At 50.1% G+C, this 15,090-nt stretch carries 13 protein-coding genes and 1 pseudogene; 7 read left to right on the top strand and 7 right to left on the bottom strand.

From position 1 onward, the window contains the following. Positions 1–185 precede the first annotated feature (185 nt). Positions 186–893: a CTP synthase C-terminal region-related (seleno)protein gene (locus tag OGY67_RS13535; RefSeq protein ID WP_286574052.1), complete on the top strand. Its 708-nt coding sequence runs from the start codon at positions 186–188 to the stop codon at positions 891–893. A gap of 37 nt (positions 894–930) precedes the next feature. Here the strand turns inward: OGY67_RS13535 and OGY67_RS13540 are convergent, their stop codons facing one another. Then, on the bottom strand, positions 931–2,118 hold the full coding sequence (locus tag OGY67_RS13540) for a CynX/NimT family MFS transporter (protein WP_008784514.1): 1,188 nt from the start codon (positions 2,116–2,118) through the stop codon (positions 931–933). Between the two features lie 99 nt (positions 2,119–2,217). On the opposite strand from OGY67_RS13540, the pseudogene OGY67_RS13545 reads away from it, so the two are divergent. Then, a pseudogene (locus tag OGY67_RS13545) lies at positions 2,218–3,016 on the top strand (AraC family transcriptional regulator). On the opposite strand, the gene OGY67_RS13550 reads toward OGY67_RS13545, so the two are convergent. The 3 genes from OGY67_RS13550 to dgcJ form a co-directional block, all read right to left on the bottom strand. Beyond that, a complete protein-coding gene (locus OGY67_RS13550) occupies positions 2,993–3,439 on the bottom strand; it encodes a DUF441 domain-containing protein (RefSeq protein WP_003832453.1) in 447 nt (148 codons plus the stop codon). The pseudogene OGY67_RS13545 and the gene OGY67_RS13550 overlap by 24 nt on opposite strands. Before the next feature lie 138 nt (positions 3,440–3,577). Then, positions 3,578–4,081, bottom strand: a complete 504-nt coding sequence (locus OGY67_RS13555) for a YbaK/prolyl-tRNA synthetase associated domain-containing protein (RefSeq protein WP_032943105.1) — start codon at positions 4,079–4,081, stop codon at positions 3,578–3,580. Between the two features lie 44 nt (positions 4,082–4,125). Then, on the bottom strand, positions 4,126–5,616 hold the full coding sequence (dgcJ, locus tag OGY67_RS13560) for a diguanylate cyclase DgcJ (RefSeq protein ID WP_008784517.1): 1,491 nt from the start codon (positions 5,614–5,616) through the stop codon (positions 4,126–4,128). A 164-nt stretch (positions 5,617–5,780) separates the two neighbouring features. On the opposite strand from dgcJ, the gene OGY67_RS13565 reads away from it, so the two are divergent. Then, complete coding sequence (locus OGY67_RS13565; RefSeq protein ID WP_008784518.1) at positions 5,781–6,551, top strand: class I SAM-dependent methyltransferase; 771 nt, start codon at positions 5,781–5,783, stop codon at positions 6,549–6,551. A gap of 94 nt (positions 6,552–6,645) precedes the next feature. Here OGY67_RS13565 and OGY67_RS13570 read toward each other — a convergent pair whose 3' ends face one another. Both OGY67_RS13570 and yeaG read right to left on the bottom strand, forming a co-directional pair. Then, positions 6,646–7,929: a YeaH/YhbH family protein gene (locus OGY67_RS13570; protein WP_008784519.1), complete on the bottom strand. Its 1,284-nt coding sequence runs from the start codon at positions 7,927–7,929 to the stop codon at positions 6,646–6,648. Positions 7,930–8,050: 121 nt separating this feature from the next. Beyond that, entirely contained in the window at positions 8,051–9,985 is a 1,935-nt protein-coding gene (gene yeaG / locus OGY67_RS13575; protein ID WP_003030707.1) for a protein kinase YeaG, read from the bottom strand. Between the two features lie 433 nt (positions 9,986–10,418). Between yeaG and OGY67_RS13580 the strand changes: the two genes are divergently transcribed. The 4 genes from OGY67_RS13580 (at position 10,419) to OGY67_RS13595 (ending at position 13,384) form a co-directional block, all read left to right on the top strand. Continuing rightward, on the top strand, positions 10,419–11,165 hold the full coding sequence (locus tag OGY67_RS13580) for a MipA/OmpV family protein (protein ID WP_008784520.1): 747 nt from the start codon (positions 10,419–10,421) through the stop codon (positions 11,163–11,165). Between the two features lie 581 nt (positions 11,166–11,746). Beyond that, complete coding sequence (locus OGY67_RS13585; protein WP_071444724.1) at positions 11,747–11,989, top strand: hypothetical protein; 243 nt, start codon at positions 11,747–11,749, stop codon at positions 11,987–11,989. Between the two features lie 10 nt (positions 11,990–11,999). Next, on the top strand, positions 12,000–12,350 hold the full coding sequence (locus OGY67_RS13590; protein WP_174770364.1) for a hypothetical protein: 351 nt from the start codon (positions 12,000–12,002) through the stop codon (positions 12,348–12,350). A 179-nt stretch (positions 12,351–12,529) separates the two neighbouring features. Further along, on the top strand, positions 12,530–13,384 hold the full coding sequence (locus OGY67_RS13595; RefSeq protein WP_174770363.1) for an aldo/keto reductase: 855 nt from the start codon (positions 12,530–12,532) through the stop codon (positions 13,382–13,384). A 750-nt stretch (positions 13,385–14,134) separates the two neighbouring features. Here the strand turns inward: OGY67_RS13595 and OGY67_RS13600 are convergent. Then, complete coding sequence (locus tag OGY67_RS13600; RefSeq protein WP_286574053.1) at positions 14,135–15,019, bottom strand: D-hexose-6-phosphate mutarotase; 885 nt, start codon at positions 15,017–15,019, stop codon at positions 14,135–14,137. Between the last annotated feature and the right edge of the window lie 71 nt (positions 15,020–15,090).

The following is a 15,090-nucleotide window of genomic DNA, read 5'->3' on the forward strand; positions in this document are numbered from 1 at the left end:
CCTTTCAGCTACCGCTCAGGTATTGCTCATCGATTTTATTATGGTTAAATAAGATCGTAAAACGTGACCATTATAGCATTTTGCCCACCCTGACTCCCAATTTAAGGGATTGTGATACCACTAAAAAGTCGGTAGGCTGAGGCTCCTTATGCTGTCCCTTATTGTCAGGACACAAGGAAAGCTTAATGGAAATTTCCCCAATTAAAGATACGCTTCGCATTGCGCTGGTGGGCGATTACAGCCCCGATATTGTGGCGCACCAGGCTATTCCCCTTGCTATCGATGATGCTGCCGCCGTCCTGGAATTGGTGGCTGATTATGACTGGCTAACTACATCTGATATCAACAGCAGTGAGGACTTGATTGGCTATGATGCCATCTGGGTCGTTCCAGGCAGTCCGTATCGCCATCTTGAAGGGGCGCTGATAGCGATACGCTACGCGCGTGAAAACAGCATCCCGTTCCTGGGGACCTGCGGCGGCTTTCAACATGCGATTCTGGAGTACGCCCGCAACGTGCTGGGCTGGAGAGATGCCGCCCACGCCGAGACGTACACCACGGGTCGGATGGTGATAGCACCATTGACCTGCTCGCTGGTAGAAAAAACGGATGATATTGAGCTGCGGGCCAATACGCTGATTGCCAAAGCCTACGGGCGGGATGTTATCACCGAGGGATATCACTGCAACTATGGCGTATCGGAGGATTTTGCCGCCGAGCTTGAAAGCGGCGATCTTCGGGTGACCGGTTGGGATGAGGCTGGTGATATTCGTGCCATTGAGCTGGTGACGCATCCATTTTATGTTGGCACGCTCTTTCAGCATGAACACGGAGCGCTGGCGGGAAAACCCGTACCGTTAGTTCAGGCGATGCTGCGCGCCGCGCGCGGATAAAAAAACGGGCAGGTTGTTCACGAACCTGCCCTGTGCATTATGCGCTCGCGATCTCCCGATTACGCCCCGCGCACAGACCAAATACCGCCATCAGCATCGCTAACACGGCGACCCCGCCAAGAGGAATCAGCCAGCTATCGTTGAGGTCGTGAATTTTCCCCATCAGCGGTGGCCCGCAGGCGGCCAGTAAATACCCAACAGATTGTGCCATGCCGGACAGGGCAGCAGCCTGATGCGCTGAGCTTGCGCGCAGGCCAATAAAGGTCAAGCCGAGGATCATCGTCGCGCCTGAGCCAAAGCCAAACAGGATGGTCCATAGCAATGCCTGGTCGGGCATTATGGCGAATCCCGCCGCGCCGACGGCGCACATTAATGAAACCAGAGCGGCGATGGCGCGCTGATCCTTAAATCTGTTCAGGACGAGAGGAATCAATAATCCCGGCGCGGCGGTCGCCAGCTGCAGTAAACCATGCAGCGAACCGGCCTGCGCCTCGCTGTAGCCATGGCTGATCAAAATGGCGGGCAGCCAGCCGATGATGACGTAGTAGATAAGCGAATTGATCCCCAGAAACAGCGTCACCTGCCAGGCGAGGCTGGAGCGCCAGATCGCGCGGGAATGCAGAGCGCGCGAGCTGCTCAAGCTGGCATTGGCCATCTGGCGGCATTGGGGTAACCAGATAATCAGTGCCAGTAGCGGAAAGGCCATCAGTACCATCAGCGCACCGCGCCAGCCAAACCCGTTCAACGCCAGCGGTACCACAATGGCGGAACCCAGTGCCGCTGCTGCGCCCATGGTCAGCGAGTATGCGCCAGTGAGTTTCGCCACATGCTGAGCAAAATCACGCTTAATCAGTCCGGGTAAAAGCACATTTCCCAATGCGATTCCGCAACCAATGATAGCGGTGCCGCTAAACAGGAACCCTGGTGAGGGCAGCGAACGTATCGCAATACCCACGCAAATCAGTAGCATAGCAACAAACAGGCTGCGTTCGATACCCCAACGGCGCGCAACGGCGGCAGCCAGAGGTGAAACCAGTGCGAAAGCCAGCAGTGGCAGGGTGGTCAGAAGCCCCGTCTGGGCGGTGCTCAGACCGTAGTCGGCGCGAATTGCATCCAGCAACGGGGCAGCACCGGTAAAGGTGACGCGCAATGTGGTGGCAATCATCAGGATCCCCGCGATCAGCAACGCTGCGTTCTTGCCACGGGAGGAAGGTGTATTTGTCATTTTTTTCTCATATCGTCAGGCGAGGCGATACCTTAGCGTTTTTACTCAATGGATGAATCAAGCTAAAATGACAGTTTATCGCTTAAATCGGACATTTTTATGTTAGGACTGAGGCTGGATGGATACGAACCCGATCTTCACCACGATGCAGCGGTGGCGTTTTGTATTCAGGCCCGGGAAGATGAACTTTTCAGTCCGTTGCATCAGCACCGTAAAGGCCAGTTGATTCTGGCGTTGCATGGCGCGATCACCTGTGAGGTTGAGAATGCTATGTGGATGGTGCCCCCGCAATACGCGGTGTGGATCCCCGGTGAAATTCCACACAGCAACCACGTTACCGTTGGCGCACAATTGTGCTTTTTGTTTATTGAGCCGCAGGCCGTCGTGATGCCCGATCGTTGCTGCACGCTGAAAATTGCTCCGTTGTGCCGGGAGCTTATTCTGTCGCTGGCATCCAAAACGGATGCCCAACGGCTGGAGCCGGCAATCCAGCGGCTGACGCAAGTGTTGTTTGATGAACTGCCGCAGCAACCCCAGGAGCAAATGCAGTTGCCGGTTTCCGATCACCCGAAAATTCGCAGAATGGTCGCAACGATGGCGAGAGAGCCTGCACAATGGCAGACGTTGGGGCAATGGGCCAGCGTATTTGCGATGAGTGAACGTAACCTTGCTCGCCTGGTCGTCAAAGAAACGGGGTTAAGTTTTCGCCGCTGGCGTCACCAGCTCCAGCTGATTCTGGCGCTGCAGGCGTTAATTGATGGTCGCAATGTACAACAGGTCGCGCAAATGCTCGGGTACGATTCGACCACGGCATTTATCACTATGTTCAAAAAAGGCCTGGGACAGACGCCAGGCCGTTATCTGAACGGGCTGGCTACTGCTTCCCAACAATCAATGAGACCAGACCTGCCGCAATAAGCGGCCCCACTGGCACACCGCGAAACAGCGCCACGCCCAGTACCGTGCCCACCAGTAAACCAGCAACAAGCTGAGGCTGGCTACCCATTAGCGTAACGCCGCGTCCGCCAAGCCAGGAGACAAATACCCCAACGGCAATAGCAACCAGTGATTTCCAGTTCACAAAGGAGTGGATGAGCGTGGAGGGCGGTAGCGTTCCGCTGGCGATCGGCGCCATGACGCCAATGGTCAGAATTATAATCCCGACGGTCAGGCCCTGTTTTTCAATCCAGGGAAAGAAGGTATTCAGTGGGGTAACACGGACTATTATCAGCACCAGAATTGAAACAGCGACAGTGGTGTTGTGGCTGACAAAGCCCAGAGCTGCCAGTCCGAGCAGGATCAGCAGAGTGACATCAAACATCGTAGTTTCCTTGCCAAAAGAAAAAATAAGCCTGCTTACTGTACGCGTAAATGCGTGACGGAACAGGCTTTTTTTAATGATTATGATTTTTTTTGGGCTAACGCACGAAGCGATGTTTTTTACTGCTAACTTGTGCAGTTATTGTTCTCTGCGGAACGGGATTAATTCCGGTTGCGCGATGCGCAGGTAATCTGCGGTATCCATGATCACAGATTTTTCCAGCATTCCGGCATTGAACGCAATTTCATTAAAACGCTCAAACAACAGTGGGTCGGCGACCAGCTTGAGGTTCGGATGAAAACTGAACGGTGGGATAGCGCCAAATACGCAGCCAGTCAGTTCATCCACCTCCGCCGGGCTGGCAAGTGACGCTCTCAACCCGCCAATATGGCTGGCCAACAGGCTCAGGTCGGCCTGCTGATCGGCAGAGAGGATCGCCAGAACATGCTGATTGACGCCGTTGCCTTTTACTTTGCAGACCAGCGCTTTTGCACCCTGACCCAGTGCGGTACCGCGAATTTCAGAGACAGCTTCACATTTGCCTACGGCTTCATGGCTGACTACGCGGTAGGTCGCACCGTGTTCTGACAACAGGGAGATTAAACGCTGGTGCGTTGCGTTACCTTTGTTTACTTCCGTCATGACTTACTCCTGGTACAACAATGAAAATCCTGTCAGAAAAATAATTACGCATCGGTGCGTTTTTTCTGTTTGTTCAGGTAGAGCTGTGCATCAGATGCTTTGTAGGCATCATCAATGGTGTCGTTTGGCTGCATATTATAAATCCCGACAGAGAAGCTGATTGATCTATCTTGCGCAATAATTTGTAAGTTATAGCGAATCCTCTCCAGCAGGCGGGGCGTTAATTCACTGGGGTGATCGATGAGGATAATGCAAAACTCATCGCCGCCGAGGCGGATGGCATAGTCGCTTTTGCGAATGGACGTTTGAATAGCTTTGGCCAAAATGGTGATAATGCGATCGCCTTCCTTATGCCCCAACGTATCATTAATAACTTTTAGTTTGTCGCAATCAATGGCGATAAAGGTCACGAGCGTTCCTGTGTTCACCAACTGTTGCAAACGCTGCTCAAGCGCTGGCGTTAAAATTTTACGGTTGTAGAGCCCTGTCATCGCATCACTGACATTTTCCCGTGTGACGTTGTGATACAAGCGAAAATGCGTTCTGACCATATTCAGCAGCAATATCGTTGCCAGTAGATAGAAGGCGAATATCTTCCAGGACGAGACAATAAAGTACATAACATCAAGTGAGAGGGTGATACGTATACCGCCAGGTATGTCCTTCTCATAGTGAACATAGCGGAACAGATCGGTTTCACTTTTGTGAACGAGGATCTCTTTACCTGAACTGGTGTCAGAGACCGTTACGTTAAGATAACGCCAGACGAGAGGGCGGTCGCTGGTATAGAAAATATTCTGTAAATTCTCTTTATTAATATCCACCATCACCACGCCTTTTAGCTTATTGGCGTAGTAAACCGGTGTTAAAAAGCTCATCACCTTTTTCTCGGTCAGGTTATCTTCATAAATACTGGAGATCACCGTGCGGCCAGTAAAAATACCGTCAATATCATTCTGGTCGATTCCCAACGTACCTTTTTGCAAAAACGACCAGTTGTGTATCGCAAATTTCCGCGAGTCGATCACATCATAGAAATAAACGTAGTTATTTTTGAGATCGACGTAATATCGAAATTTATACTCCAGCGTCCCTAATCCCTGACCGTAATCTTTCTGCTGGCGATTAACATTGACCGCCCGGTCAAAAGAGGGCAGCAGAAAAATGTCATCAAGCTGTTCGCTACATTTTGTTGAGGTGGTCTGCAACGTACCGTGTAATGGCAGATAGTTGCGCTTAGTGAGATTGAGCCCATGAGTGCCGTTAACGCTGTCGAAAGCGTTGCAAAGTACTTTTTGCTGTTCGAGAGAAGCAGGCCCCTGAGGGGACGAAAATGTGCGCATCAGATGGGCTGCGATGCTCTGATTTGTGTACTTATCATAGAGAAACGAGGAGTCGGCTTTCTCATTGATATAGCGCATGTACGCATTCATTGCTTTATCACTAGCAATGAGCTCATAAACCAAAAAAGAAGATGTCAAAACAATTACGCTGACGGAGATAAAGATCCTGAGCGCTTTATGATGCAATTTCATAATGATTTACAGCCCTGTAAGTCTGATGCTTCAGTCTATCACACGGCATACATCCGCTCTAACGCTACGGAAAAGGACATTTTGAAATAAAAATCATTCGCGTACTTCACCTTTAACTCTCAATGTTGTATTTATAATGCAACTTATAGAAAGGAGACAGGCCAATGAGCGCGACTGAAAAAGCGGGTCATACATTTTTAGCCAGCCTGGGCAAAACCCGTCTGCGTCCGGGCGGCGTTGAAGCAACAGAATGGTTGTTTAGCCAGTCACAGCTGACGCCCGGCAGCCAGGTACTTGAAGTGGCGTGCAACATGGCCACGACGGCGATAGAGTTAGTTCAACGCTATGGCTGTACCGTATACGCCATTGATATGGATAAAACCGCACTGTCAAATGCAAGGAATAACGTAGCGGCAAATGGTCTGGAAAATCATATTCATGTGATGGCTGCTAACGCCAACACTCTTCCTTTTGCGGATAACAGTTTCGATGTTGTGATTAACGAAGCCATGCTGACAATGTATGCCGATAAAGCGAAGGCGAAGTTAATTGCCGAATATTATCGCGTGTTGAAGCCCGGTGGGCGTCTGCTCACCCACGATATTATGTTCACCGCCCAAAAACTGGGCGCGGGCGATCAGGGCCAGCTTGTCGATGTGGTGAAATCAAACGTTAGCCCAATGACCAGACAAGGCTGGCGTGATTTGTTTCTTAACTGCGGGTTCGAACAGGTCCTGCAGCAGAATGGCAACATGTCGCTGATGTCGCCACGCGGATTAGTTCGTGATGAAGGGCTTACGGGGGCGGTAAAAATTGTGTTTAACGGCTTACGCACGAGCGAAAATCGTCGTCGTTTCCTGAAAATGTTTCGCTTCTTCCGTTCGCAACGTCATCAACTCAATTACATTGCCTGCTGCTCTGTAAAGGGAAAATAAAAAGGATAAACGGATGAATATTGATAAGATGAAAAAACAGCACCCGTAAAAAATCAGCCAGAGAAGATAACCTCTGGCTGATTTGTTTAGGTGGTTAACTATTGCTGGTCGTACTTTGTTTATGAAACAGTTCGCGGAATACCGGGTAAATATCATCCTGGTCGCGAATATGTTGCATCGCAAAGTTATCAAAAGTTGATTGCAGATGTTCGTATTCACGCCACAAGGTTTGGTGAGCGCGGCGAGTGATTTCGATATAGCTGTAATAGCGGACCACTGGCAGCAGTTTTTTCGCCAAAATCTCATGACACAGCGGTGAATCATCAGCCCAGTTATCACCGTCCGATGCCTGTGCAGCATAGATGTTCCACTGGGCAGGGTTGTAGCGCTCTTTCACCACTTCATCCATTAACTTCAGCGCACTGGAGACAATGGTTCCCCCGGTTTCCTGAGAGTAGAAGAACTCATGCTCATCCACTTCCTTCGCCTGGGTATGGTGGCGAATATAAACCACCTCCACGTTCTTATAGGTCCGGCTTAAGAACAGATACAGCAGGATATAAAAACGTTTAGCCATATCTTTGGTCGACTGATCCATTGAACCAGAAACGTCCATCAGGCAGAACATTACCGCCTGGCTGGAAGGGTCGGGGCGTTTTTCATAATTCTTGTAGCGTAAATCAAAGGTGTCGATAAATGGCACGCGTTCGATTTTTGCCCGTAGTTCGGCAATCTCTTTGCGTAACCGTTCCTCTTCCAGCAACTGTGCTGGTTCGCTTTTCGCGATGGTTTCCAGATCCGCTTCGAGAGCATGCAGTTCGCGACGCTTACCCGCTGTCATCGCCGTGCGGCGCGCCAGTGAGTTTTGCAGGGATCGCACCACGCTGATGTTGGCAGGCACACCGTTAGAGGTAAAACCTGCCCGGTGCGTTTTGTACTCCGTTAGCTGACGCTGCTGATTCTGCTTCAGGTTAGGAAGTGCTAAATCTTCGAACAACAGATCGAGATATTCATCTTTAGAGATCTGAAAGACGAACTCATCCTGACCCTCACCATCCTGGCTGGCCTGGCCTTGTCCGCTTCCTGAACCGCCACCGCCGCCCTGTGGGCGTTCAATGCGGTCATTCTGCACAAAATGGTCGTTACCCGGATGCACGCGATGGCGCAGGCCACCACGTCCCTGATGAAACATTGGTTCGCTAATATCATCAGTCGGAATAGAGACAGATTCGCCGCTATCCACATCAGTCACCGAACGCTTGTTAATGGCCTCGGAGATCGACTGTTTAATTTGCGATTTATAACGGCGTAAGAAGCGCTGGCGGTTTACCGTGCTCTTGTTTTTGCCGTTAAGACGCCGGTCAATAAACCAGGTCATAAGCCCCCCGTACTGCCAACTGTTCGCCATGTCTGTAAGTGCCGGATGGCGCTAGCGCTATCCGGCCTACGGAACATTGTTTTGCAAGCCCGGTAAGCGCATGCGCCACCGGGCACTTATGTTAAGACGATTTACGTACGCGCAAATACCATTCGCACAGTAAACGCACCTGTTTACGCGTGTAGCCTTTTTCCATCATACGGTCGACAAAATCGTCGTGTTTTTTCTGCTCGTCAGTCGAGGTTTTAGCATTGAACGAAATGACCGGCAGCAGCTCCTCGGTATTGGAGAACATTTTCTTCTCAATGACCGTGCGCAGTTTTTCGTAACTGGTCCAGTTTGGATTGCGACCGCTGTTATTCGCTCTGGCACGCAGAACAAAGTTGACGATCTCGTTACGAAAATCTTTCGGGTTACTGATACCCGCCGGTTTCTCAATTTTCTCCAGTTCTGAGTTCAGTGACTCGCGGTCAAACAGCTGACCGGTATCCGGGTCGCGATACTCCTGATCCTGAATCCAGAAATCCGCATAAGTGACATAACGGTCGAAAATGTTCTGTCCGTACTCGGAATAGGATTCGAGATAAGCCGTCTGGATCTCTTTGCCGATGAATTCAGCATATTTCGGGATCAAATAGCCTTTCAGGAACTCAAGATAACGCTCAGCTTGCTCCTGCGGGAACTGTTCACGTTCGATTTGCTGCTCCAGTACGTAAAACAGATGTACCGGGTTAGCTGCCACTTCGGCATGGTCAAAGTTAAAGACGCGAGAGAGGATCTTAAACGCGAAACGCGTGGAAAGACCGTTCATTCCCTCATCAACCCCGGCGTAATCCCGATACTCCTGATAGGATTTCGCTTTCGGATCGGTATCTTTCAGGCTTTCGCCATCGTAAACGCGCATCTTCGAGTAAATGCTCGAGTTCTCAGGTTCTTTCAGGCGAGAAAGAATGGTAAAGCGAGAGAGCGTTTCCAGTGTGCCCGGTGCGCAAGGCGCATGGGTCAGCTCACTGTGGTTAAGCAGTTTTTCGTAAATTTTGATCTCTTCAGAGATACGCAGGCAATAAGGCACTTTGACGATGTAAACACGGTCAAGGAACGCCTCATTGTTTTTGTTATTACGGAACGTTACCCATTCGGACTCGTTCGAGTGGGCAAGAATAATCCCGTTAAACGGCAGGGCAGAGATACCTTCTGTCCCGTTGTAGTTTCCTTCCTGGGTGGCGGTCAGCAGAGGATGCAGCACTTTAATCGGTGCTTTAAACATCTCAACGAACTCCATAATCCCTTGGTTTGAGCGGCACAGTGCACCCGAATAACCGTAGGCATCAGGATCGTTCTGGGCGTGGTGTTCGAGTTTACGAATATCCACTTTCCCGACCAGCGCAGAAATATCCTGGTTGTTTTCATCACCAGGCTCCGTTTTGGCGATTGCGATCTGCTCCAGAATAGACGGCCAGACTTTGACGACGCGGAATTTTGTAATGTCCCCGCCGAAATCGTGCAGACGTTTCGCAGCCCAGGGCGACATGATCGTACCGAGATAGCGACGCGGGATCCCATACTCTTTTTCCAGGATCTGCGCGTCTTCCTGCGGATTAAACAGGCATAACGGATGATCGTTGACCGGGCTACGTTCGCCATTGGCACTCAGGACATAAATCGGTACTCTCTGCATCAGCGACTTCAGTCGCTCAGCAAGAGATGATTTCCCCCCTCCCACAGGCCCCAGCAGATACAGGATCTGCTTCTTCTCTTCCAGACCCTGAGCCGCATGTTTCAAATAAGAAACAATTTGCTCAATGGCATCTTCCATGCCGTAAAACTCTTCAAAGGCGGGATAGCGTGCAATTACCCGATTCGAAAAGAGTCGAGAAAGTCGAGGTTCGTGGGCAGTGTCGACCATGACAGGCTCACCAATAGCCATTAATAGCCGCTCTGCCGCGTTGGCATAAGCACTGCGATCTTGCCGACAAGTGGTAAGAAACTCCTGCAGCGTGAACTCTTCGTCCTTGGCAGCTTCATAACGCTGGCGATAGTGATCGAATATATTCATGGTATGCCGTCCTTTCGTTTTTTAGCACATGTTAAGAGCCGTTCATATGAATAGTAGAGGCCCCTGAAGAGGTAAACTGAACGACGTCGCTGCTGAAGAAATAAGCAACTCTCATGCCATTTTGGTGGTCAGGAGATCAACGTATTCGGTGATACACCTTCTAAAATTAAGCGTAGATGGCATTTGCAAAACTTGCCTGTGTGCGCAAATGAATTTCAATGGCATATCAATAACTCATCAGCAAAAAAAGCACATCTTATGTAAAGAATTGGAGCGGGATTCATGCGGTGTTCACCGTCCTGCAAGCAAAATGTCATCACTCGCTGAGAAATTAGGGGGTTACATTCTGGGGCGAATACGTAAAATAGTTGGGCTGAAGCGTATTGGCGGTTACACTTTGACCGCTACACATTTGAATAAGGAATTATGGATTGTGACCAAACTCAAACTTCTGGCACTTGGCGTCCTTGCCGCAACCGCAGTTAGCACCGCACAGGCGGAAAGTCAGTGGACTGTTGGCGCGGGTGTCGGCGTGATTAACAGCCCGTACAAACAGTATGACCGCGATGTTTACCCTGTTCCGGTTGTCACCTATGAAGGCGATAATGTCTGGTTCCACGGCTTGGGTGGCGGCTACTATCTGTGGAATGACACGGCAGATAAGCTTTCCATCATGGCGTACTATGATCCGACGCATTTCAAGCCGGGTGATAGCGATAGCCATGCTTTGCGCCAACTCGACAAGCGTAAAAGCAGCTTGATGGCTGGCCTCTCGTATGTACATAACACCCAGTATGGTTTCCTGCGTACTGCACTGGCGGGTGATACTCTGGATAACAGCAACGGCTTTATCTGGGATCTGGCCTGGCTCTACCGTTACACTAATGGTGGGCTGACTCTGACGCCGGGTATCGGTGTGCAGTACAGCAGCGAAAACTACAACGACTATTATTATGGCGTGTCCAATCACGAGTCTCGCCGCAGTGGTCTGAAAAGCTACAACGCTGACGATGGATGGGATCCGTACCTGGAGTTGACCGCGAGCTATAACTTCATTGGAAACTGGAACGTATACGGAACTGGCCGTTATGTGCGCTTGAGTGATGAAGTGAAGGACAGTCCGATGGTCGATAAGTCCTGGTCTGGCATCTTCTCGGTGGGTGTAACCTACAAGTTCTGATGCTACTGCGCGTCAAACACTAGCCCGCATCAGTGCGGGCTTTTTAGTGCGCTACCGATATGAATATTGATCTAAAACATGAGATTTCATCTTTTGTGCTGATTTGACATTCTGTCAGGCTACAACGAATTTTTAACGTATTATTCCTGTCGCTGTTACTAAAAATAAACCTGCTATTTTATTAGCCTGTTATCTATTCATTTTTGAATGAAATAAAGTCGTGAAGGTTTAGCAAGTCATTGTCATGAGGTAATGGTTTTTAGCTATACAATGCGTTGATAATACTAGGGCTTACGATCGAGGTAAGTGTTATTTTCTTATTGTTAAGCACAATGAAAATTATTGATAACTCTTTTAGCATGTTTATCTCATGGTGAAAGTTAACTTTCATGTGAAAAAAACAAAAATTAATCGATTGATTTTAATTTTACATCTTTAGGTATTTATCTGAAAAAATTAAAATTGACATTAAATATCCCATTGCAGATATTAATTAAACTTTAAAGTATCGACAGCAACTCTTCATGGCATTAAATATAATTCGCCATGTGGATTTTTTGAGAATAAACCTGGTATATATAATGAAAAAGTTAATCATGATAGCTGTGATGGGCGGGATTCTGGCTGGTTGTTCCACCGAGGCTTCACGCATGAATGCTTGCGAAAGCAAGGGTGTGAGCCGTGATGCCTGTTATGTTGCGGAGCAAAACCGTCAGGCGACAATCAATGCTGCCGCTGAAAAACAGGCTATGGAAAACGCGCAAAACTTGTATGGCACAAATGATACAAATTCCAGTCACCACCACAAACACGATAAATATTAAGGTTTAACTAATGAAGAAATTAATTATTATCGCTGCGTTGGTGGCTTTCTCTGCTGCGCCTGCGTATGCCATCAGTGAGGCTTATCGTCAACAGTTACAGCATGAACATAAAACCATGGTCAGTGACACGAATGCCCCGGTACACGCCAGTAAAATCATGCCCGTGCATGTGAATAAACTTGGAGTGGACTTTAAACGTGGTGCTGATGGCATTGCTTATATTAATGGCAAACCTGCGGCAAATGATGAGAATAGTGCTGAAGCTCAGTCTTATAGCGCAGGTTTGATTTCCGTCATCGTCTATAAAAACGGAAAAATCAACGCTATGAAAGAGGGAAAATATTTGGGTCGGTTGAAATAACCACTTCGTAGATAAGATTTTGTATTTTTTCGGCCCGGGAACATCTGCTGTTCCCGGGCTTTTTATTTCGCTCGCCTTAACGATCGGTTTCCAATCCATGATGGTGCAATTTGTGCACCCTAACAGGACACATGCACGTTGTTTTGCTTTACTGTGGTGCATTAACACAGGAGGGTGCGATGACAGCGAAACAGGTGACGTTTACAAACCAGGTATCGCTTCCTGCTATTGGGCAGGGAACATGGTACATGGGCGAGGATCCAAGCCGACGCCGGGATGAAGTGTCTGCGCTGCAGGCCGGACTGGATCTCGGCCTGCGATTGATTGATACAGCAGAAATGTACGCTGATGGTGCAGCGGAAGAGGTGGTGGGTGAAGCATTAACGGGACGGCGTGATAGCGCTTTTTTAGTCTCGAAAGTTTACCCATGGAATGCCGGTGGACAGAAAGCCATTGCCGCCTGCGAAGCGAGTCTGCGTCGACTGAAAACTGATTATCTGGATCTCTATTTGCTGCACTGGATGGGCGATTTTTCATTTGCAGAGACCATCGATGCCATGGAAACACTGATTGCGCAGGGGAAAATCCGCCGTTGGGGCGTCTCAAATCTCGATTATGATGATATGCAGGCGTTATGGCAGGTACCCGGTGGACGAGAGTGTGCGACTAACCAGGTGCTTTATCATTTAGCCTCGCGCGGTATTGAATATGATTTACTGCCGTGGTGCCAGCAGCAGCAGATGCCGGTCATGGCTTACAGTCCGTTGGCCCAGGCGGGACGACTGCGTGGCGATTTGCTTTCTAACTCTGTGGTGAGTGACATCGCGCGCGCGCACAATGTTAGCGCTGCGCAGATTTTGCTGGCGTGGGTGATTCGTCAGTCGGGTGTAATAGCCATTCCGAAAGCCGCAAGCGTAGCGCATGTCGAACAAAATGCCGCCGCGCTGGAGATAACGCTCTCTGTAGATGAGTTGAAGCAGTTAGATAAGGCGTATCCGGCGCCAAACGGTAAAACCGCGCTGGATATGGCCTGATTTGCCAAATGCCGATGTTCCCGCAGCTTATCAGGCCTACGGCTGTATGTAGTTTGTAGGCCGGATGAGGCATTAGCCGCATCCGGCACGGTGCGCGGAACTGCCTGATGGCGCTGTGCTTATCAGGCCTATGGCTGCATGTAGTGTGTAGGCCGGATAAGGCGTCAGCCGCATCCGGCACGGTGCGCGGAACTGCCTGATGGCGCTGTGCTAATCAGGCCTACGGCTGCATGTAGTTTGTAGGCCGGATAAGGCGTCAGCCGCATCCGGCACGGTGCGCGGAACTGCCTGATGCGCTGTGCTTATCAGGCCTACGGCTGCGTGTAGTTTGTAGGCCGGATAAGGCGTTGGCAGCATCCAGGCACGGTGCGCGGAACTGCCTGATGGCGCTGCCCTTATCAGGCCTACGGCTGTATGTAATTTGTCGGCCGGATAAGGCGTTGGCAGCATCCAGGCACGGTGCGCGGAACTGCCTGATGGCGCTGTGCTTATCAGGCCTGCGGCTGTATGTAATTTGTCGGCCGGATAAGGCGTTGGCAGCATCCAGGCACGGTGCGCGGAACTGCCTGATGGCGCTGTGCTTATCAGGCCTGCGGCAGCGTGTAGTTTGTAGGCCGGATAAGGCGTCAGCCGCATCCGGCACGGTGCGCGGAACTGCCTGACGCGCTGTGCTTATCAGGCCTATGGCTGCGTGTAGTTTGTAGGCCGGATAAGGCGTTAGCCGCATCCGGCATGGTGCGCAGAGCTGTGTTAGCGTTTAGCTACACGAATAGTTTGCGCGAGGCGAGATGGTTTTTCTTCGGTGGTTTTCTGCGGAGCGGTCGCGTAAGCCGTTTCTACACAAACAAACGTTTTGTAGCCATCATCCGGCATGTCGCCCATGCTGACGGACAGCGCCGGGCCAGGGTTCCAGCCCACGACATTCAGGTGGTGGTGATGGACAACATCTATATTGCGATTCAACGCATCATCATGAATCACACTGCACGCTTCCGGATTCAGATAAACGCGATCGGTGCGGTCTGGGAAGGTCTGGATACCATCAGCCAGCACATCTTCTTTAGCATCATTCACTTTATCGATCAGGCGATCGCCAAGACCACTGACTTTCACTGCCGCAATGTCACCAACGTTGAAATAGGTATGCAGTGCCGAGGTGGTTTCAAACTCACCATGAGCTTCCAGCTCCATCTCACAGGTGGCTCCCACTTTGAAGCGGGCCAGCAGGCAGAACTCGTGTGGCCATAGCTGACGCGTTTCAGCGTTGCTCTGCAGTTCAAACGTCAGCACCACGCCATTGTCGTCTTCGTTGTGCGCTTTCAGCGTCCATGGCAGGTTGCGGGCAAAACCATGCGGAGGCAGGCCCTGCTTAGCAGCCGGACCAAACCACGGCCAGCAAATTGGTACGCCGCCACGCAGCGCTACGCCGGTTTTAAACGGGGTATTATTACTTAACCACAGGACTTCCTCTTCACCATTTGGTTTCCAGGAAAGAAGATGTGCGCCCTGCAGTGCGAAAGAAGCTTTAACCTGTGGGTGATCGACAACAAGAACCTCAAGCTCATCAAGCTGACGGCGGGAGAGGACAGGGGTAATTTGTTCGATTACCGGAAGTGCAAAAATTTTATTAATCATTACGCAATCCTTTCTTCAGGCAAAAAAAAGAGCGACCTGAGTCGCTCTTACAGATTACTGTTTCATCTCAA

The sequence above is a fragment of the Citrobacter sp. Cpo015 genome (assembly GCF_030333035.1).
Classification (GTDB): Bacteria; Pseudomonadota; Gammaproteobacteria; order Enterobacterales; family Enterobacteriaceae; genus Citrobacter; species Citrobacter portucalensis.